Origin of the sequence: Rhizobium sp. R86522 (assembly GCF_042466255.1) — a bacterium.
GTDB lineage: Bacteria > Pseudomonadota > Alphaproteobacteria > Rhizobiales > Rhizobiaceae > Allorhizobium.
Map to the genome: position 1 here is coordinate 3895297 of NZ_JAXHBX010000001.1, position 19315 is coordinate 3914611.

Genomic DNA, 19315 nt, shown 5'->3' on the forward strand with positions numbered 1-19315 from the left:
GCACGATGCGCGGCCCCTGGACATTTGTCCTCGAACGGATTGCCAGCGCATTCGCGGGCAGCGTCCGACTGCGGCCCTCCTTACATAAGAGGCACCTGTATTGTCGATATGGGCCGCTTTCACTTTCCCGGCACGCCGGGGGCGAAAGCGACCCATAGATGCACAAAGATCACAGGATGTAGCGGCTAAGGTCCGTGTTGGCGGCGAGATCGCCGACATGCTCCTGCACATAAGCCGAGTCGATCATCACTTCCGAGCCACCGCGGTCCGGTGCATGGAAGGAAATCTCGTCGAGCACCCGCTCCATCACCGTCTGCAGGCGACGGGCACCGATGTTCTCAACCGTTTCGTTGAGCTGAACCGCGACATCGGCGAGAGCATCGATCGCATCCTCGGTGAAGTCGAGATTGAGCTCCTCGGTTGCCATCAGCGCCTTGTACTGGCGGATCAGGCTCGCTTCGGTCTCTGTCAGGATGCGGCGGAAATCTTCCTTGGTCAGCGGCTTCAGCTCGACGCGGATCGGCAGGCGGCCCTGAAGCTCCGGCAGAAGGTCGGAGGGCTTGGACACATGAAATGCGCCAGACGCGATGAAGAGGATGTGGTCGGTCTTCACCGGACCGTATTTGGTCGCGACCGTCGTCCCTTCGACCAGCGGCAGGAGGTCACGCTGCACGCCTTCGCGCGAAACGCCTGCACCCATGGCACCCTCGCGGGCGGCGATCTTGTCGATTTCGTCGAGGAAGACGATGCCGTCATTCTCGACGGAACGCAGCGCTTCGCGCTGGATGACTTCGTTGTCGATCAGCTTGTCGGACTCGTCGCGGATCAGGTCGGCATAGGATGCCTTGACGGTGGTCCGGACCTTCTTGGTACGGTTACCCATGGCCTTGCCGAACATTTCCGACAGGTTGAGGATGCCGATGTTGGCACCGGGCATGCCGGGAACTTCGAAGCCGGGCGCGCCGGAGCCGCTGTCGGCCACTTCGATATCGATTTCCTTGTCATCGAGCTCGCCGTTGCGGAGCTTCTTGCGGAAGCTGTCCCGTGTAGCCGGAGATGCCGTGGCGCCGACCAGGGCATCGAGCACGCGCTCTTCGGCCAGCTGATGCGCCTTGGCCTGCACTTCCAGACGCTTCTTGTCGCGGATGAGTGCGATGCCGATCTCGACCAGATCGCGGATGATCTGCTCGACATCGCGGCCGACATAACCGACTTCGGTGAACTTTGTCGCCTCCACCTTGATGAAGGGCGCGCCGGCGAGCTTGGCCAGGCGGCGGGAGATTTCCGTCTTGCCGACGCCGGTCGGTCCGATCATCAGGATATTCTTCGGCATCACCTCGTCGCGCAGATCTTCTGATAGCTGCTGGCGGCGCCAGCGGTTGCGCAAGGCGATCGCGACCGCGCGCTTGGCGTCATGCTGACCTATGATATGGCGGTCGAGCTCGGAAACGATCTCGCGCGGGGAGAAATTGGTCATTTCAGGTTGCTCCTCACGATGCCGCGGACCCGCGCATCGTCTCTTGGTGTGGAATTCGATCGGCAGCCGTCAGTCGGCGTCGAGGGTTTCGACCACCATGTTGTTGTTGGTGTAGACGCAGATCTCGCCGGCGATGGTGAGCGCACGTCTGGCGATGTCCTCGGCCGAGCGATCGGTATCCATCAGGGCGCGGGCAGCCGCATAGGCGAAGTTGCCGCCGGAGCCGATGGCGATGGTGCCGTGTTCGGGTTCCAACACATCACCATTGCCGGTGATCGCGAGCGTGATCGACTTGTCGGCCACCAGCATCATGGCTTCGAGATTGCGCAGATACTTGTCGGTGCGCCAGTCCTTGGCGAGCTCGACGGCGGCGCGCATCAGCTGGCCGGGATATTGCTCGAGTTTCTTTTCGAGACGATCGAGCAGCGTAAAGGCATCGGCTGTTGCGCCGGCAAAGCCGGCGATCACATCGCCGCCTTTGCCGATGCGGCGGACCTTGCGGGCATTGCCCTTCATCACGGTCTGGCCAAGGCTGACCTGTCCGTCACCGGCCATCACCACCTTGCCGTCCTTGCGTACGGTAACAATCGTTGTCATCAATCACCTGTCACCCGCCTCTGCGGGCCTTGTGGAACGGGCTTTGAGGCCCGGTTTGTCGGTTCCTATGTAAGTGGGCTTTCAACGATTGCAATCTGCGGCAAAAGCTCCAGCGCCGCCTTGCGGCAGCGCAATGTAACTTCTGGATATTTCACCGCCCTGCTGTTATGGGAGGGCCGAGATCCTCATGGAGCAGCCAAATGGCAGAGCGTAAAGGCGAAGTTTCCCGCAAAACCAACGAAACCTCGGTCTCGGTTTCCGTCCATATTGACGGCACCGGCACGGGCAAGATTTCGACCGGCGTGGGCTTCTTCGATCACATGCTCGACCAGCTCTGCCGCCATTCGCTGATCGACATGGATATCGATGTGAAGGGCGACCTGCATATCGACGATCACCATACCGTCGAGGATACGGGCATTGCGCTCGGTCAGGCCATTTCCAAGGCGCTCGGCGACCGCAAGGGCATCACGCGCTATGCCTCGATCGACCTTGCCATGGACGAGACGATGACCAAGGCGGCTATCGACGTCTCCGGCCGCCCGTTTCTGGTCTGGAACGTCAATTTCAGTGCGCCGAAGATCGGCACTTTCGACACCGAACTGGTGCGCGAATTCTTCCAGGCTCTCGCCCAGAACGCCGGGATCACGCTGCATGTGCTGAACCATTACGGCGCGAACAACCATCATATCGCCGAGACCTGCTTCAAGGCAGTCGCGCGCGCGCTTCGGACGGCAACGGAAGTCGATCCGCGGCAGGCAAACCGTATCCCCTCCACCAAGGGCACCCTGGTTTAAGGGGCAGTTTCCCGAGTGAGACTGCCACCTTGCTCCGGTTCGGACGTTGAAGCCGAACCGTCGAGCAGAAAGGACTGGAAGACATGCGTGTAGCTATCATCGACTACGGCTCGGGCAATCTGCGCTCGGCCACCAAGGCCTTTGAACGGGCCGCCCGCGAGGCCGGCCTTAACGCCGAAATCGAACTCACCGACAAGGCGGACCGTGTCGCCATCGCCGACCGAATCGTGCTTCCGGGTGTCGGGGCCTATGCCGACTGCCGCAAGGGGCTCGATGCCGTTCCCGGCATGCATGACGCGATTGCTGATGTCGTCGAGAAGAAGGGCCGCCCCTTCTTCGGTATCTGCGTCGGAATGCAGCTCATGTCGTCGCGTGGTCTTGAGAAGACCGTGACCGACGGCTTCGGCTGGATTGAAGGCGATGTCGTCGAAATGACGCCGTCCGATCCATCCCTCAAGATCCCGCAGATCGGCTGGAACACGCTCACACTCAACCGGCCACATCCGCTGTTCGACGGCATTCCGACGGGGTCGGACGGGCTGCACGCCTATTTCGTTCATTCCTATCACCTTGCTGCGCGCAAGCCCGAGGACGTGATTGCAACGACCGACTATGGTGGCGCGATGACCGCCTTTGTCGGGCGTGACAACATGGTCGGTGCGCAATTCCATCCCGAGAAAAGCCAGGCCCTCGGCCTGAAGCTCATCGCCAATTTCCTGACCTGGACGCCCTGAAGGGCACGGATACACTCAATGATCCTCTTTCCCGCCATCGACCTCAAGGACGGCCAGTGCGTACGCCTCAAGCTTGGCGATATGGACCAGGCCACCGTCTACAACCCCGATCCGGCAGCACAGGCGCGCGCCTTCGAAGACCAGGGCTTCGAATGGCTGCATGTCGTCGACTTGAACGGCGCCTTTGCCGGTGAAAGCGTCAATGGCGCTGCCGTTGATGCGATCCTGAAGGCGACGAAGAACCCGGTGCAGCTGGGCGGTGGCATTCGCACGCTCGACCATATCGAGAGCTGGCTGTCGCGTGGGCTGTCGCGGGTGATCCTCGGTACGGTTGCCGTGCGTGATCCGGCCCTCGTCATCGAAGCCTGCAAGCGTTTCCCGGGCAAGGTCGCCGTTGGTATCGATGCCAAGGTTGGCAAGGTTGCTGTCGAAGGCTGGGCGGAAGCCTCCGAACTCGGCGTGATCGAACTCGCGCAGCGTTTCGAAGGCGCAGGAGTCGCCGCAATCATCTATACCGATATCGACCGCGACGGGATCCTGACCGGCATCAACTGGGCCTCGACGCTGGAACTGGCCGCTGCCGTTTCGATCCCCGTGATTGCATCGGGTGGCCTCGCCTCGATCGAGGACATCAAGCGCATGCTCGAGCCGGATGCGCAAAAGCTCGAAGGTGCGATTTCCGGTCGCGCGCTTTATGATGGGCGCATCGACCCTGCGGAAGCGCTGGCGCTGATCAAGGCTGCGAGAGGCTGAGGACAAGACCATGACACTCAAGGCACGCGTGATCCCCTGTCTCGACGTCAAGGACGGCCGCGTCGTCAAGGGCGTCAACTTCGTCGATCTGATCGATGCCGGTGACCCGGTCGAGGCGGCCAAGGCCTACGATGCAGCCGGCGCCGACGAGCTCTGCTTTCTCGACATCACCGCATCCTCGGACAATCGCGACACGATCTTCGACGTCGTGGCCCAGACGGCCGATCATTGCTTCATGCCGCTGACGGTCGGCGGTGGTGTCCGTGCCGTTGCCGATATTCGCAAGCTGCTGCTGTGCGGCGCCGACAAGGTGTCGATCAATTCGGCAGCGGTGAAGAACCCCGATTTTGTGGCAGAAGCCGCCGACAAGTTCGGCAACCAGTGCATCGTCGTGTCGATCGATGCGAAGAAGGTTTCAGCTGCGGGCGAAACGGATCGCTGGGAGATCTTTACCCATGGCGGACGCCAGCCGACCGGGATCGATGCGGTGGAATTCGCGGTGAAGATGGTCGAGCGCGGGGCCGGCGAACTTCTGGTCACCTCGATGGACCGGGATGGAACGAAGAGCGGTTACGATATTGGCCTAACCCGTACGATCGCCGACAGCGTCCGCGTCCCCGTCATCGCCTCGGGCGGCGTCGGCAATCTCGATGATCTGGTCGCCGGCATCCGCGATGGTCACGCAACAGCGGTTCTCGCTGCCTCGATCTTCCACTTCGGCACCTATTCGATTGCAGAGGCCAAGGCCCATATGGCCGCAGCCGGCATCGCCATGCGTCTCGACTGACGCGGAAGGACCCGTGATGAGCAGTTTCACCCTTGCCGATCTCGAAGCCATTGTAGCCAGCCGGGCCCAGGCGGATCCAAGCCAATCCTGGACGGCAAAACTCGTGGCAGGCGGCCAGGACAAGGCTGCAAAAAAACTCGGCGAAGAGGCGATCGAGGCTGTGATGGCCGCAGTCAAACAAGACCGCGAGAACCTCGTCTACGAGAGCGCGGACCTCCTTTATCACCTGATGGTCGTATTGAAAATTGCGGACATCCCTTTACAAGCAGTAATGCAGGAACTTGAGCGCCGCACTGCTCAGACAGGCCTGAGCGAGAAGGCCAGTCGGCAGGATCCATGACGATAGCTATGCGGGACCCCGAAACGCCAGACGTCCTCGACCATTTCCAGGCGAACGGCTATTCCCCCTATCACTTCTTCGATTCCGAAGAATGGGCGCATTTCCGCGCCGATACGCCGCTGACCCTGACAGCTGACGAGGTTCACCGGCTCCGCTCGATCGATGATCCGATCGATCTCAATGAAGTCCGGCGGATCTATCTGTCGCTCTCGCGCCTGTTGTCTTCACATGTGGAATCCTCGCAGCTGTTGTTCGAGCAGCGCAACCGCTTCCTCAGCCTTTCCGACGTCTTCAAGACGCCGTTTGTGATCGGCATTGCCGGATCCGTTGCCGTGGGCAAATCGACGACCGCGCGTGTTCTGAAAGAACTTCTGGCGCGTTGGCCATCCAGCCCGAAGGTCGACCTCGTGACGACCGACGGCTTCCTGTATCCGAACGCGCATCTGGTGAAGAACGGCATCCTGAACCGCAAAGGCTTCCCGGAAAGCTACGACATCGGTGCGCTCCTGCGCTTCCTGTCGGCGATCAAGGCGGGACTGCCGAATGTCAAGGCGCCCAGCTATTCGCACTTGACCTATGACGTGCTGCCGAACGAGCACCGGGTGATCGACCGTCCGGATATCCTGATCTTCGAGGGCATCAATGTCCTTCAGTCGCGCAACCTTCCAGCCGATGGCAAGATCGTACCAATGGTCTCGGATTTCTTCGATTTTTCGATCTATATCGACGCGGACGAGGACGCGACCCACCGCTGGTATGTCGACCGCTTCATGAAACTGCGGCAAACCGCGTTCCGCGATCCTAACTCCTACTTCCATCGCTATGCGACCATCAGCGAGGACGAGGCCAAGGAGATCGCCGAGGGGCTCTGGACGAATATCAACCTGAAGAACCTCAGGGAAAACATCCTGCCGACCCGGCCACGCGCCGATCTGATCCTGCGCAAGGGTGACAATCACCTCGTCGAAACCGTGGCGCTGAGAAAACTGTAGGCGATCGATCGCCGGCTATGGATTGACCCGGCGCAGGGTCAGATTGATGCGCCCACCCGATTTCAGAAGGGTCGAGGTCCCGGGATAGATGCGGTCTACCCCGTGGAAGCAGAGGCGCCCCTCCCCTCCCAGCAAGAAAACGTCGCCGCTTTCCAGCTTCAGCGATTGGGTGCGATCGGTCCGTGCCAATCCCCCGATGCGAAACAGGCAGGTATTACCGAGAGAGATCGACAGCACCGGTGCGGCAAATTCCGTTTCGTCGCGGTCCTGATGCAGGCCCATCTTGGCGTCGTCGGCATAGAAATTGACGAGACAGGCCTCGGGGTCTTTCGGATAGCCTGAAAGCTCGCGCCAGAGATCAAGAAGAACGTCCGGGATTGCCGGCCAGGGCTCGCCCGTCATCGGGTGGGTTGACTGGTAGCGATAGCCGCGCTCCTTGTCCGTCACCCAGCCGAGCGGTCCGCAATTTGTCATCCGGACAGACATGGGCCTGCCGGAACCCGGCATGACCGGCACATAAAGCGGCGCTTCAGTGACGACGCCGCGAATGATCTCGACGAGGTTTTCCTGCTCTTCACGCGCCAGCCGGCCCGGCAGGTAACGAAGACCGGATGAAAGGCTGATCTCGGCTTTCGCTGCGGCCACGCTCAGTCCCCCGTCGGTTTTCCGCGCATCTTCTTCACATCCGAGCGGCCGGATTTCGCCTTGAGGCGCCGTTCGATCGAACCCTTGGTCGGTTTCGTCTTCTTGCGCGGCGGCGGCGGTGGCTTGGCGGCCTCGAGGAGCAATTCCTTCAACCGTTTCCGTGCATCTTCGCGATTGCGATCCTGGCTGCGGAAGCGGCTGGCCTCGATCATCAACACGCCTTCCTTGGACAGGCGTTTGCCGGCGAGCTTCGCCGCATTCTGCTTCACGCGGTCGTTCAGCGAGGGCGATCCGAGCAGGTTGAAGAAGAGCTGGACCGCAGTCGAAACCTTGTTGACGTTCTGGCCACCAGGGCCCCCGGCCAGCACGAACTGCTCCGTCAATTCCCAGCCGGCTATCGTGATGCGGTTGTTGATCTCGAGTGGTTCGCTTGCCATGTCATCGGTCTCTTGGTCAGGCCTCCATATCGGCCGTGACCGCAGCAAAGGCAAGCCGGAAGCAGAAGAGGCCCGGCAGCAAAGCTACCGGGCCTCCTTCATCTTCGGGAATTCAGTCGTTCATTCCGCCGCGAGGCGAATGCCCGGGGCCGCATCACGAACCTTGCCGTCGACATGAGCTTCGAACTTGGCGAAGTTGTCGATGAACATGCCGACCAGCTTCTTGGCCTGCGCGTCGTAGGCCGCACCATCGGCCCAAGTCGAACGCGGGTCGAGGATCTTGGTATCGACGCCATCAACGGCGACCGGAACCGCGAAACCGAAGTTCGCATCTGTGCGCATCTCGACCTTCTTCAATTCGCCGGTCAGTGCTGCGGTCAGCAGCGCGCGCGTCGCCTTGATCGGCATGCGATTACCGATCCCGTAGGCACCTCCGGTCCAGCCGGTGTTGACCAGCCAGCAATCGACCTGATGACGGGCGATCAGATCACGCAGCAGGTTGCCATATTCGGTCGGATGGCGCGGCATGAAGGGTGCGCCAAAGCATGTCGAGAAGGTCGCTTCCGGTTCGGTCACGCCCTTTTCAGTGCCGGCTACCTTTGCAGTATAGCCGGACAGGAAGTGGTACATGGCCTGTTCCGGCGTGAGCTTCGCGATCGGCGGCAACACGCCGAAGGCATCCGCCGTCAGCATGATGATCGTCTTCGGATGCGGCGCGATTCCGGTTTCCGACGCATTCGGGATGAAATGCAGCGGATAGGCGCAACGGGTGTTTTCCGTCAACGAGCCATCGTTGAAGTCAGGCACGCGGTTCTCGTCGAGAATGACGTTTTCCAGCACCGTGCCGAAACGCTTGGTCGTTGCGAAGATCTCCGGCTCGGCTTCGGCCGAGAGACGGATGGTCTTGGCGTAGCAGCCACCTTCGAAATTGAAGATACCGTTTTCGCCCCAGCCATGCTCGTCGTCACCGACCAGCGTGCGTTTTGGATCGGCCGAGAGCGTCGTCTTGCCGGTGCCGGACAGGCCGAAGAAGACAGCCGCATCGCCATCTGGACCGACATTTGCCGAGCAATGCATCGGCATGACGCCCTTCGCCGGCAGCAGGTAGTTGAGGACGGTAAAGACCGACTTCTTCATCTCGCCGGCGTAGGACGTGCCGCCGATGAGGACGATGCCATTGGTCAGGTCGCAGGCAATGACGGTTTCGGTGCGGCAGCCATGGCGGGCCGGATCGGCGCGGAAGCTCGGCAGATCGATGATGGTCAGCTTCGCCAGGAAACCTTCCAAGGCGTCACGCTCGGGACGAATCAGCAGATTGCGGATGAAGAGCGAGTGCCAGGCGAATTCGGTCACTACCCGCGTTGGCAAGGCGTTATCCGCGTCGGCGCCGCCGATCAGGTCCTGAACGAAAAGATCGCGGCCTTCGGCATGGGCCAGCATGTCCTGATGCAACACGGCGAAATGTTCCGGCGACATCGGCTTGTTGTTGTCCCACCAGATCTGGCCGTCGGTATTGCCGTCGCGGACGACGAACTTGTCCTTGGCAGAACGGCCGGTGTGCTGACCGGTCAGCGCACGAAGTGCACCATCTGCTGTCAGCTCCGCCTCGCCGCGACGGATCGCCTCTTCATAAAGAGCCGCTTCCAGGAAGTTGTAGCGAACGCTGGCAGCCTTCCCCAAGCCGATTTCCGCGATCCCCGCAGCCGGGTTCCTCACGCCGAATTCCTCCATGGTCCGCTTTCCTCTCACATGGGCCAGAACTTTGAATGAGCGAAACCTAAACGGCAGAGCAGTGAAATGCAAGGCAGCAGGGCGAAAAATATAATGATATCAATTATTTAATCGATTTAAAACGGAAAACACTCTTTTTAAATCGTTTAGTTCCGCTTCCATTCCGCCATCATCGGGGGCCGCGATGGACGGAAAACGGCGGACGAAACGAAATCCGCTGTCCCTGCCCCTTCCCCTCTGCCACAATTTGTTCCACCTTTATCCCCATATCGCACTGCCATGGAACCAGAGCTGGGCTGGACAGACCAGGAGCAGCGCAACGATGACGGAGACGTACCCTATGCAGACGATCGCCCTCGTGGATGACGACCGCAATATTCTGACTTCGGTTTCCATCGCACTCGAAGCGGAAGGCTATAAGGTCGAAACCTACACCGATGGCGCCTCGGCTCTTGACGGTCTTCTGGCCCGACCGCCACAGCTCGCCATCTTCGACATCAAGATGCCGCGCATGGATGGCATGGAGCTGCTGCGTCGCCTGCGCCAGAAGTCGGATATCCCGGTGATCTTCCTGACCTCGAAGGACGAGGAAATCGACGAGCTCTTCGGCTTGAAGATGGGCGCTGATGATTTCATCACCAAGCCCTTCTCGCAGCGCCTGCTGGTGGAGCGCGTGAAAGCGATCCTGCGACGGTCTGCAAGCCGCGAGAGCTTTGCTGCGGGTAACGGCCCTGCAAAGGGAAGCCCCGAGCAACAGGCCCGCACGCTGGAGCGCGGACAGCTGGTGATGGACCAGGAACGCCATACCTGCACCTGGAAGGGTGATCCGGTGACGCTGACCGTGACCGAATTCCTCATCCTGCAGTCGCTGGCGCAGCGCCCCGGCGTGGTCAAGAGCCGTGACGCCTTGATGGACGCGGCCTATGACGAGCAGGTCTATGTTGACGACCGCACGATCGACAGCCACATCAAGCGGCTGCGCAAGAAGTTCAAGATGGTCGATACCGACTTCGACATGATTGAAACGCTTTACGGTGTCGGCTACCGCTTCCGCGAAGCAGCGTAAGATCCCGCCGTAGCAGCCTTGATGGCTGACAGGACGGGCGAAAGGCAAAGGTTTGACCCAGCAGGTTGACGAGGGACATCTGGAGGAGACGGATTCCGGCTCCGAGCAGCGTCGGCTGTTCAGCCATCCCTTCACGCTCATCCGCCGGATCTTCGGCCACGCGCTGTTTTCCAGCCTGACGCGCCGGATCGTCTTCTTCAATCTCGCAGCGCTCATCGTGCTCGTCGGCGGCATCATGTATCTCAATCAGTTCCGCGAGGGACTGATCGATGCACGCGTCGAGAGCCTTCTGACGCAGGGCGAGATCATCGCGGCGGCCGTATCGGCTTCTGCCTCTGTCGATACGAACTCGATCACGATCGATCCGGAGAAACTGCTCGAACTGCAGGCCGGACAGAGCATCACGCCGGTTCCGAACGACGAAGATCTCGAGTTTCCGATCAATCCGGAACGCGTGGCACCGGTTCTTCGGCGCTTGATCTCCCCGACGCGCATCCGCGCCCGCCTCTTCGACGCCGATGCCAACCTGCTGCTTGATTCGCGGCATCTCTATTCGCGCGGCCAGGTTCTGCGCTTCGACCTGCCGCCGGTCGACAATGATTCCACCAGCTTTACCGACTGGATCACTCGCCTCTTCAACACGATCCTGCAGCCCGGCAATCTGCCGGTCTATCGGGAAGCGCCTGGCGGTGACGGCTCGATCTATCCGGAGGTCATGAACGCGCTGACCGGGGTTCGCGGTGCGGTCGTCCGCGTGACCGACCAGGGAGAATTGATCGTCTCTGTCGCAGTGCCGGTACAGCGCTCGCGTGCTGTCCTCGGTGTGCTCCTGCTATCAACCCAGGCCGGGGACATCGACAAGATCGTCCATGCGGAACGCCTCGCCATCCTGCGGGTGTTCGGGGTAGCGACCCTCGTCAACATCGTCGTTTCGCTGCTCTTGTCATCGACCATCGCAAACCCGCTGCGTCGCCTCTCGGCTGCCGCCATCCGTGTTCGCCGTGGCGCAAAGGAGCGTGAGGAAATCCCCGACTTCTCCATCCGACAGGATGAGATCGGCAACCTTTCCATCGCGCTGCGCGAAATGACGACAGCGCTCTACGATCGCATTGATGCGATCGAGAGTTTCGCTGCCGACGTCAGCCACGAGCTCAAGAACCCGCTGACCTCGCTGCGTTCGGCCGTCGAAACCCTGCCGCTCGCCAAGACAGACCAGTCCCGGCAGCGGCTTATGGATATCATCCAGCACGACGTCCGCCGTCTCGACCGTCTGATCAGCGACATCTCCGACGCCTCACGCCTCGACGCGGAACTGGCGCGCTCGGACGCAAAGCCTGTCGATCTCGGGGTGCTCGTTTCTAGCCTCGTCGACATCTCCAGGGAAATCCGCAGCGGCAAGAAGGCCGTTCAGATCGACTACGTGATCGATCAGAAACCCGGATCGAACCAGCATTTCGTGGTCCACGGGCACGACCTGCGTCTCGGACAAATCGTCACCAACCTGATCGAGAATGCACGGTCCTTCGTGCCAGAAGACAGCGGCCGGATCCTCGTCAAGCTGTCGCGCAATCGCACGCGGTGCCAGATCCAGGTGGAGGACAACGGGCCCGGCATTCAGGCCGAGGACATCGACCGCATCTTCGAGCGTTTCTATACCGACCGACCAGAGGGCGAGAGCTTCGGCCAGAATTCCGGTCTCGGACTTTCGATCAGCCGACAGATCGCCGAGGCCCATGGCGGCACCCTGCGGGCCGAAAACGTCGTGGACCCGGCATCGGGCCGCATCACCGGCGCCCGCTTCGTCCTGTCCCTGCCCGTAGAAACTGCGGCATGACGGGCGAGACCCACAACATCCACGCGACGGCGATCAGCGTCGATGGTCTCGGCTTGGCATTTGTCGGGACATCGGGCAGCGGCAAGTCGAGCCTTGCTTTCGATTGCCTCGCAGAAGCCAGGCTCGCCAATATCCCGGCTGCGCTAATCTCGGATGACCGTGTCATCATATCGCTTGAGAACGGCCAGGTCTTTGCCTCCTGCCCCGAACCGATCCGCGGTCTGATCGAACTCCGATACAGCGGTATCGTCTCCGTCGATCATGTGGACCGCGCCGAACTGAGCTATATTGTGCTGCCGGTCGGCGCGGATGAAAGACATCGGTTGCCGCCGGACGACGAGCAAGCCGAGCTTATCGCGGGACTTAGCCTTCCGGTCGTCAGGGTGCCGATGTGGAGCCGTTTTCCACTCAGCCTGATCTTGGCGCGTATTCGAACCCTTGCAGCGAACCGGCAATTTACACGCTGATTTGGCTTGCACTTCCCGCTTTGATCGACAAGATGGCGTCCTACTGATGGACGAAACGCCAATCTTGAGCTATTTGGCGAGAGTTGCGCTAAGGGGCAGTAGAGAATGATCGGACTTGTGCTTGTCACGCATGGCAAGCTGGCTGAAGAGTTTCACCACGCGGTGGAGCACGTCGTAGGCCCACAAAAATGCATCGAGACCGTCTCGATCGGCCCCGAAGATGACATGGATCAGCGTCGTCAGGACATTCTTGATGCCGTGTCACGTGCCGATGATGGCCATGGCGTAATCATCCTCACCGACATGTTCGGTGGTACGCCCTCGAACCTCGCGATCTCCGTGATGAACACCGGCCGGATCGAAGTGATCGCCGGGGTCAATCTGCCGATGCTGATCAAGCTTGCCGGCGTTCGCGGCGACAACGACATGGATCGCGCCCTCGTCGAGGCCTCCGAGGCTGGGCGCAAGTACATCAATGTTGCAAGCCGCGTCTTGAGTGGCAAATGACTGCGATGGCCGACCCGATCTCCCGCGATCTTTTGATCATCAACAAGCGTGGCCTCCATGCGCGCGCCTCCGCCAAATTCGTACAGACCGTCAGCGGCTTCGATGCGAGCGTCAGTGTCTCCAAGGATGGAACGACTGTCGGCGGCACCTCGATCATGGGTTTGATGATGCTGGCGGCAAGCCCGGGGTGCTCGATCTGCGTCTCGGCTTCGGGCAGTCAGGCCGAGGACGTCATGAACGCACTTGCCGCTCTGGTCGCGGACCGCTTTGGTGAAGAGATGTAAAGCATCGCGACATAAAGACATAAAGACTTCTTTATGTCAGATTGCGTTTGATGCGGTTCCCTGCTAGAAGACGACCAGCCCTGCAGCCAGATCTGCGGGAGAGCCAGTTAATCCATCCGCCATGAGATGCGGATCGGGTCGGATCCAGCCGGAGAATCCCATGAGCAAACATGACTATGTGATCGCTGATATCGGTCTTGCCGATTTCGGCCGCAAGGAAATCAGCATCGCTGAAACCGAAATGCCGGGCCTGATGGCCTGCCGCGAAGAATTCGGCGCGAGCCAGCCGCTGAAGGGTGCACGGATCACCGGTTCGCTGCATATGACGATCCAGACCGCTGTTCTGATCGAAACGCTCGTCGCGCTCGGTGCCGATGTCCGCTGGGCATCCTGCAACATCTTCTCCACCCAGGACCACGCCGCTGCAGCGATCGCCGCTGCCGGCATCCCGGTCTTTGCGATCAAGGGCGAGTCGCTCACCGATTACTGGGAATACACCGACAAGATCTTCCAGTGGACCGACGGCGGCTTCTCCAACATGATCCTCGATGATGGCGGCGATGCCACCATGTACATCCTGCTCGGCGCTCGCGCCGAAGCCGGCGAGGACGTTCTTTCCAATCCGCAGTCGGAAGAAGAAGAAATCCTGGTTGCGCAGATCAAGAAGCGTCTCGCCGCTTCGCCTGGCTGGTTCACCAAGCAGCGCGATGCGATCAAGGGTGTCACCGAAGAAACCACCACCGGCGTGCATCGCCTTTATGAACTCGCCAAGAAGGGCCTCCTCCCCTTCCCGGCCATCAACGTCAACGACTCGGTCACCAAGTCGAAGTTCGACAACAAGTATGGCTGCAAGGAATCGCTGGTCGACGGCATTCGCCGCGGTACCGACGTGATGATGGCCGGCAAGGTCGCTGTCGTCTGCGGTTACGGCGACGTCGGCAAGGGTTCGGCCGCCTCGCTGCGCGGCGCCGGCGCCCGCGTCAAGGTGACGGAAGTCGATCCGATCTGCGCCCTGCAGGCCGCCATGGACGGCTTTGAAGTGGTCACGCTGGAAGACGTGGTCTCCTCGGCCGACATCTTCATCACCACGACCGGCAACAAGGACGTCATCCGCATCGAGCATATGCGCGAGATGAAGGACATGGCGATCGTCGGCAATATCGGCCACTTCGACAACGAGATTCAGGTCGCTTCTCTGAAGAACCTGCGTTGGACGAACATCAAGCCGCAGGTCGACATGATCGAGTTCCCGAAGGGCAACCGCATGATTCTGCTGTCTGAGGGTCGTCTCTTGAACCTCGGAAATGCAACGGGTCACCCGTCCTTCGTGATGTCTGCGTCGTTCACCAACCAGGTTCTCGGCCAGATCGAACTCTTCGCCAAGACCGACGAGTACAAGCCGGGCGTCTACGTCCTGCCGAAGCACCTCGACGAAAAGGTCGCTCGCCTGCACCTCGAAAAGCTCGGCGTGAAGCTGACGACGCTCTCGGACGAACAGGCCGCCTATATCGGCGTCACGGCGCAGGGTCCGTTCAAGGCAGAACACTACCGCTATTAAAATATAGCTGGATAATATCTACATCTAGTGGGCGGCGCCTTGACAAAGGCGCCGCCTTCTTTTTTGGACGCTGGCCTTCCCGACCCTATCCATCGAAGGTATTGTTTTAGGACTTGATTCGTGAACTGCACGAGCGGTCCGCGAATACGGATGTCTTGTCGACGATGCGGCACATAATGAGACGGAGACAGACCGAGAATGTCGGTAGATCAACGCGCCCCGCGTCAGCGGGATACGGCTATGACGGCCGGTTTTTCGAGCCTCTGGCGGCCAGTTTCTGAGCAAAAACACGGGATGCTTCACGAGCTGTCCCATCGTCCCGCCTTGGCGATGAGAAGGCGTGTTCTGGCTTGCGGAAGTGCGCTCGCGAGCCTGTTTGCTCCGGGCCTTGCGTATGCGCAGGCGACGACCGCCATGCGCGGCTTCAACAGCATCGACGTCGCCGGATATGCGGTGCTTCTCGGTTCGGTTTCGGCCGCCCTGATCTTCGCGGCTGTTCTCTTGCGTCAACGCAACAAACTCGATGGCGAAGTGCGCGAACTGCGCTCCGCCTATTCGGACAGCCAGCAGAAGATCTCACGCTATCAGACGCTGATTGCCGACAAGAATCGCCGCACGGTGATCTGGGACGGTCACAACGGCCGCGCCGAGCTTCTCGGACAGCTCCCGGCGGAGACGGGTGCTCCCCAGCAGGATCCGGACTTTCTGGCGTTCGGACGCTGGCTGAAGCCTCATTCCGCCAGTGAGGTGGAGCGCGCAATCGAGGCACTCCGGCTGAACGCCAAGACTTTCGATCTCGTGGTCGAGACCCAGCGCGGAGACGTTCTGGAGGTTCAGGGCAACCTCTACGGTGGCCGCGCCTATGCGCATTTCGTGGCGCTGGACAATCTGCGTGCAGAACTCGCTGAACTCAAGATCGAACGCAACCGGTTGCGAAGCTCGATCGCGACCTTCGAATCGCTGCTCGATTCGATCGAACAGCCGGTCTGGCAGCGGGATAGCGACGGGCGTCTCGTCTGGGTGAACCAAGCCTATAGCGATGCCGTTGAATCCACGTCACCGCAACAGGCGGTGCAGGAAGGACGCGAGATCCTGGGCACTCTGACGCGTGAGAAGATCAAGGCTTCCGCAACGCCGGAATCACCGTTCCACGATACCGTTTCGACCGCCGTCCGCGGCGCACGCACCTTCTTCGACGTCGTCGATGTGCGGGGGCCTGGCGGCTCCTGCGGCATGGCAATCGACGTCTCCTCCTCCGAAACACTCAGGGAGGAACTTGCGCGGACGCTTAAGAGCCACGCCGATACGCTCGATCATCTCGCGACCCCGGTTGCGATCTTCGACGCTGATCGTCGCCTGCAGTTCTACAATCAGGCTTTCCTCCAGCTCTGGGGTCTCGAGACCAAGTTCCTTGAAAGCCGACCGGATCATGCCGAACTGCTCGACCGCTTGCGCGCCGCGCACAAGCTGCCGGAGCAGCTGAGCTGGAAAGCCTGGAAGGACAATTGCCTTTCTGTCTATCGGGCGCTCGAAACCCAGACCGACCTATGGCATCTGCCCAACGGCCAGACGCTGCGCGTGATCGCCTCGGCTCACCCGCAGGGCGGCGCGACCTGGGTCTTTGAAAACCTGACCGAACAATTCAATCTGGAAACCCGCTACAATACGCTGGTCCAGGTGCAGGGCGAAACCATCGACCATCTGTCGGAGGGTGTTGCCGTTTTCGGGCCCGATGGCCGGATTCAGCTCTCCAACCCCGCCTTCCGGGCACTCTGGGGCATCACCGAGACCCAGGCGGCGGTCGGCACGCATATCCGGCTGCTCGAAGCCGCCTGTGCGCCGTCCTATGACAAGCCGGACGGCTGGAAAGCCTACGGCAAGATGATCACCAGCTTCGAGGACGAACGTCCTTCCAGCCAGGGGACGCTCGAACTCTATTCCGGCCTCGTCCTCGACTATGCCGTGACGCCACTGCCCAACGCACAGACCATGCTGACCTTCGTCAACATGACGGACAGCGTCCGGGCGGAACGGGCCTTGAAGGAGAAGAATGAAGCGCTGCGGAAGGCCGACGAGCTGAAGAACGATTTCGTCCAGCACGTCTCCTACGAACTTCGCTCGCCGCTCACCAACATCATCGGCTTCACCGATCTTCTGAAGACACCGACGATCGGTCCGCTCAACGAGCGGCAGGCCGAATACATCGATCATATTTCGACGTCGTCGTCCGTCCTCCTGACCATCGTCAACGACATCCTAGATCTCGCGACCGTGGATGCCGGGATCATGCAGCTCGACTATTCAGAGATCGATCTGAGCGACCTGCTCGACGATGTCTCCATGCAGATGACCGATCGGCTCCAGGAGAGCAGCGTGACGCTGGAGATTGCTGCCCCTGCCCAGCTCGGCCACCTGATCGCAGACCGGCAGCGGTTGAAGCAGATCCTCATCAAGATCCTGACGAACGCCGTCAATTTCGCACCCGAAGGCAGCGTGGTTTCCATGAAATGCTGGCGCGACGGCACCGACTTCTCGTTCTCGGTGACTGACAGTGGCTGCGGCATGAGCGCCGATCTCCTGTCCTCGGCCTTCGATCGATTTTCGACGAGCGCCAAGGGTGGCAAGCGCAGCGGACCGGGCCTTGGTCTGTCGATCGTCCAGAGCTTCGTCAATCTCCACAAGGGAGACGTCAAGATCGAGAGCGAGCCAGGTCAGGGTACCACGGTTCATTGCCGCATCCCCAATGCCAGTATACCGCAGATGATCGCCGCCGCAGAATGAACTCCGAGCCGTCCACGCTTGTCGTTCACCTCGCCGATGATGCCGCCACGGCACTGTTCGGCGAGGATCTGTTGCTGGCACTTCAGGTCGGCGATTGTGTCGCGCTGGACGGCGATCTCGGGGCCGGCAAATCGAGTTTGAGCCGGGCATTCATACGCGCCCTGGCCGATGATCCCGATCTTGAAGTGCCCAGCCCGACATTCACGCTGGTTCAGAATTATGATCTCAGTATTCCCGTTGCCCACTTCGACCTTTACCGGCTCTCCGATCCGAGCGAACTGGATGAACTGGGGCTGGAAGAAGCCTTGGCCGATGGCATATGCCTCGTCGAGTGGCCGGGCAAGGCAGGCCGCGCGCTTCCTAGAACCCGGATCGAGATCGAGTTTCAATTCGCGTCCAATGGCGGGCGAAACCTGGTAATCCGCGCGCCAGAGGCAAAACTGGCCCGGCTTCGGCGCGTGGATGAAATCCGCCGCTTCCTGAAGAGATGCGGATACGGAGATGCCCATCGACGGCATTTGACGGGCGACGCTTCCAACCGGGCCTATGAGCACGTCTATCCTGCCGACGGCAGTGCCCGCCTCGTCCTGATGGATGCGCCCAAGCGGCCGAACGGTCCGCCGATCCGGGACGGCAAGCCCTATTCGCAGCTCGTGCATCTGGCCGAGGATGTGCGTCCCTTCGTGGCCATCGGACAGGCGCTGCGCGAGCGCGGCTTTGCCGCTCCCGAAGTCCTGGAACAGGATCTCGACGCAGGTCTGTTGCTTCTCGAAGATCTCGGCGAAGGCGGTGTTCTCGACGAACAGGGAAAGCCGATCGCTGACCGCTACCGTGCCAGTGCGGCTTGTCTGGCCGCCATTCATGACACGCCCTTCGATCGGGAGATCGTCATTGCGGGCGGGCATAAACACGTCATTCCCGATTTCGATCGCGCGGCGATGAAGTTCGAGGTGGAGCTGCTTCTTGACTGGCACCTGCCCTGGAAACGCAAGGGGCAACAGGCGACAGCGGAAGAACGTGCCAGCTATCTCGCCATCTGGGACCAACTGATCGACGAGTTGGCGGGCTCCGATACGTCCATCGTCATGCGTGACTTCCACTCGCCCAACATCATCTGGCGCGATGATCGCGAAGGGCATGACAGGGTCGGCCTTATCGATTTCCAGGATGCGATGATTGGCCCCTCGGCCTATGATCTCGTCTCGCTGGTCCAGGATGCGCGGGTGACGATCGAGCGGCCGCTTATGGACCAGCTGATGGCCGACTATCTTTCAGCGCGTGCCAGGAAAGCGGATTTCAACGAAGCCGCATTCCTGAAAAGCTGGGCGATCATGTCGGCGCAGCGCGCCTGCAAGTTGAACGGGCTCTGGGTGCGCCTCAAGGACCGGGACGGCAAGCCGGGCTATATGCGCCATCTTCCCCGCACACTCTGGCACTTGAGCGTTGCTTTTGAGCATCCTGTTCTCGCCCCCTTGCGGAACTGGTGCATAGAGGCTGGAATCGAGCTTCCCGAATCACCGGCCTGAGC

19 protein-coding genes are annotated in these 19315 nt (G+C 60.7%); 14 read left to right on the top strand and 5 right to left on the bottom strand.

Annotated features, from left to right (window positions below; all coding sequences use genetic code 11):
- Nucleotides 1-169: 169 nt before the first annotated feature.
- Together hslU and hslV are read right to left on the bottom strand one after the other, a co-directional pair.
- A complete protein-coding gene (hslU, locus tag SJY08_RS18870; RefSeq protein WP_054149976.1) occupies nucleotides 170-1477 on the bottom strand; it encodes an ATP-dependent protease ATPase subunit HslU in 1308 nt (435 codons plus the stop codon).
- A gap of 69 nt (nucleotides 1478-1546) precedes the next feature.
- Nucleotides 1547-2074 (bottom strand): ATP-dependent protease subunit HslV, encoded by a 528-nt coding sequence (gene hslV / locus SJY08_RS18875; RefSeq protein WP_054149977.1) that lies wholly within the window; start codon nucleotides 2072-2074, stop codon nucleotides 1547-1549.
- Between the two features lie 200 nt (nucleotides 2075-2274).
- On the opposite strand from hslV, the gene hisB reads away from it, so the two are divergent.
- The 6 genes from hisB to coaA all read left to right on the top strand — a co-directional run bounded on the left by hisB (nucleotide 2275) and on the right by coaA (nucleotide 6477).
- On the top strand, nucleotides 2275-2871 hold the full coding sequence (hisB, locus tag SJY08_RS18880; RefSeq protein ID WP_054149978.1) for an imidazoleglycerol-phosphate dehydratase HisB: 597 nt from the start codon (nucleotides 2275-2277) through the stop codon (nucleotides 2869-2871).
- An 83-nt stretch (nucleotides 2872-2954) separates the two neighbouring features.
- Nucleotides 2955-3605, top strand: coding sequence for an imidazole glycerol phosphate synthase subunit HisH (hisH, locus tag SJY08_RS18885; protein WP_377277562.1), 651 nt, complete (start codon nucleotides 2955-2957; stop codon nucleotides 3603-3605).
- A gap of 18 nt (nucleotides 3606-3623) precedes the next feature.
- Nucleotides 3624-4358, top strand: coding sequence for a 1-(5-phosphoribosyl)-5-[(5-phosphoribosylamino)methylideneamino]imidazole-4-carboxamide isomerase (gene hisA, locus SJY08_RS18890; protein WP_377277564.1), 735 nt, complete (start codon nucleotides 3624-3626; stop codon nucleotides 4356-4358).
- A 10-nt stretch (nucleotides 4359-4368) separates the two neighbouring features.
- Nucleotides 4369-5145: an imidazole glycerol phosphate synthase subunit HisF gene (gene hisF / locus SJY08_RS18895; RefSeq protein ID WP_069042711.1), complete on the top strand. Its 777-nt coding sequence runs from the start codon at nucleotides 4369-4371 to the stop codon at nucleotides 5143-5145.
- Between the two features lie 16 nt (nucleotides 5146-5161).
- Complete coding sequence (locus SJY08_RS18900) at nucleotides 5162-5485, top strand: phosphoribosyl-ATP diphosphatase (protein WP_054149982.1); 324 nt, start codon at nucleotides 5162-5164, stop codon at nucleotides 5483-5485.
- Nucleotides 5482-6477 (top strand): type I pantothenate kinase, encoded by a 996-nt coding sequence (coaA, locus tag SJY08_RS18905; RefSeq protein ID WP_377277567.1) that lies wholly within the window; start codon nucleotides 5482-5484, stop codon nucleotides 6475-6477. Before SJY08_RS18900 ends, coaA begins: the two co-directional genes overlap by 4 nt.
- 15 nt (nucleotides 6478-6492) lie before the next feature.
- Here the strand turns inward: coaA and SJY08_RS18910 are convergent, their stop codons facing one another.
- The 3 genes from SJY08_RS18910 to SJY08_RS18920 form a co-directional block, all read right to left on the bottom strand.
- Complete coding sequence (locus SJY08_RS18910; protein WP_377277569.1) at nucleotides 6493-7122, bottom strand: alpha-ketoglutarate-dependent dioxygenase AlkB family protein; 630 nt, start codon at nucleotides 7120-7122, stop codon at nucleotides 6493-6495.
- 2 nt (nucleotides 7123-7124) lie between these two features.
- Nucleotides 7125-7559, bottom strand: coding sequence for an alternative ribosome rescue aminoacyl-tRNA hydrolase ArfB (gene arfB, locus SJY08_RS18915; RefSeq protein ID WP_377277571.1), 435 nt, complete (start codon nucleotides 7557-7559; stop codon nucleotides 7125-7127).
- Between the two features lie 120 nt (nucleotides 7560-7679).
- Nucleotides 7680-9290, bottom strand: a complete 1611-nt coding sequence (locus SJY08_RS18920) for a phosphoenolpyruvate carboxykinase (protein ID WP_377277573.1) — start codon at nucleotides 9288-9290, stop codon at nucleotides 7680-7682.
- A gap of 340 nt (nucleotides 9291-9630) precedes the next feature.
- On the opposite strand from SJY08_RS18920, the gene SJY08_RS18925 reads away from it, so the two are divergent.
- From SJY08_RS18925 to tsaE, 8 genes are all read left to right on the top strand, one after another.
- Nucleotides 9631-10356, top strand: a complete 726-nt coding sequence (locus tag SJY08_RS18925; RefSeq protein WP_006724182.1) for a response regulator transcription factor — start codon at nucleotides 9631-9633, stop codon at nucleotides 10354-10356.
- 52 nt (nucleotides 10357-10408) lie between these two features.
- Nucleotides 10409-12190, top strand: a complete 1782-nt coding sequence (locus tag SJY08_RS18930; RefSeq protein WP_054149987.1) for a sensor histidine kinase — start codon at nucleotides 10409-10411, stop codon at nucleotides 12188-12190.
- On the top strand, nucleotides 12187-12657 hold the full coding sequence (locus tag SJY08_RS18935; protein WP_377277576.1) for an HPr kinase/phosphorylase: 471 nt from the start codon (nucleotides 12187-12189) through the stop codon (nucleotides 12655-12657). The genes SJY08_RS18930 and SJY08_RS18935 overlap by 4 nt, the downstream gene beginning before the upstream one ends.
- Nucleotides 12658-12762: 105 nt before the next feature.
- Entirely contained in the window at nucleotides 12763-13164 is a 402-nt protein-coding gene (locus SJY08_RS18940) for a PTS sugar transporter subunit IIA (protein WP_006724185.1), read from the top strand.
- Complete coding sequence (locus tag SJY08_RS18945) at nucleotides 13161-13448, top strand: HPr family phosphocarrier protein (protein WP_054149989.1); 288 nt, start codon at nucleotides 13161-13163, stop codon at nucleotides 13446-13448. The genes SJY08_RS18940 and SJY08_RS18945 overlap by 4 nt, the downstream gene beginning before the upstream one ends.
- A 160-nt stretch (nucleotides 13449-13608) precedes the next feature.
- The gene (gene ahcY, locus SJY08_RS18950; protein ID WP_054149990.1) at nucleotides 13609-15006 is read left to right on the top strand and encodes an adenosylhomocysteinase; all 1398 of its coding nucleotides are present in this window, start codon (nucleotides 13609-13611) and stop codon (nucleotides 15004-15006) included.
- A 240-nt stretch (nucleotides 15007-15246) separates the two neighbouring features.
- Complete coding sequence (locus SJY08_RS18955; RefSeq protein WP_377278669.1) at nucleotides 15247-17787, top strand: ATP-binding protein; 2541 nt, start codon at nucleotides 15247-15249, stop codon at nucleotides 17785-17787.
- Complete coding sequence (gene tsaE / locus SJY08_RS18960; RefSeq protein ID WP_377277578.1) at nucleotides 17784-19313, top strand: tRNA (adenosine(37)-N6)-threonylcarbamoyltransferase complex ATPase subunit type 1 TsaE; 1530 nt, start codon at nucleotides 17784-17786, stop codon at nucleotides 19311-19313. Before SJY08_RS18955 ends, tsaE begins: the two co-directional genes overlap by 4 nt.
- The last annotated feature ends 2 nt before the right edge of the window (nucleotides 19314-19315 follow it).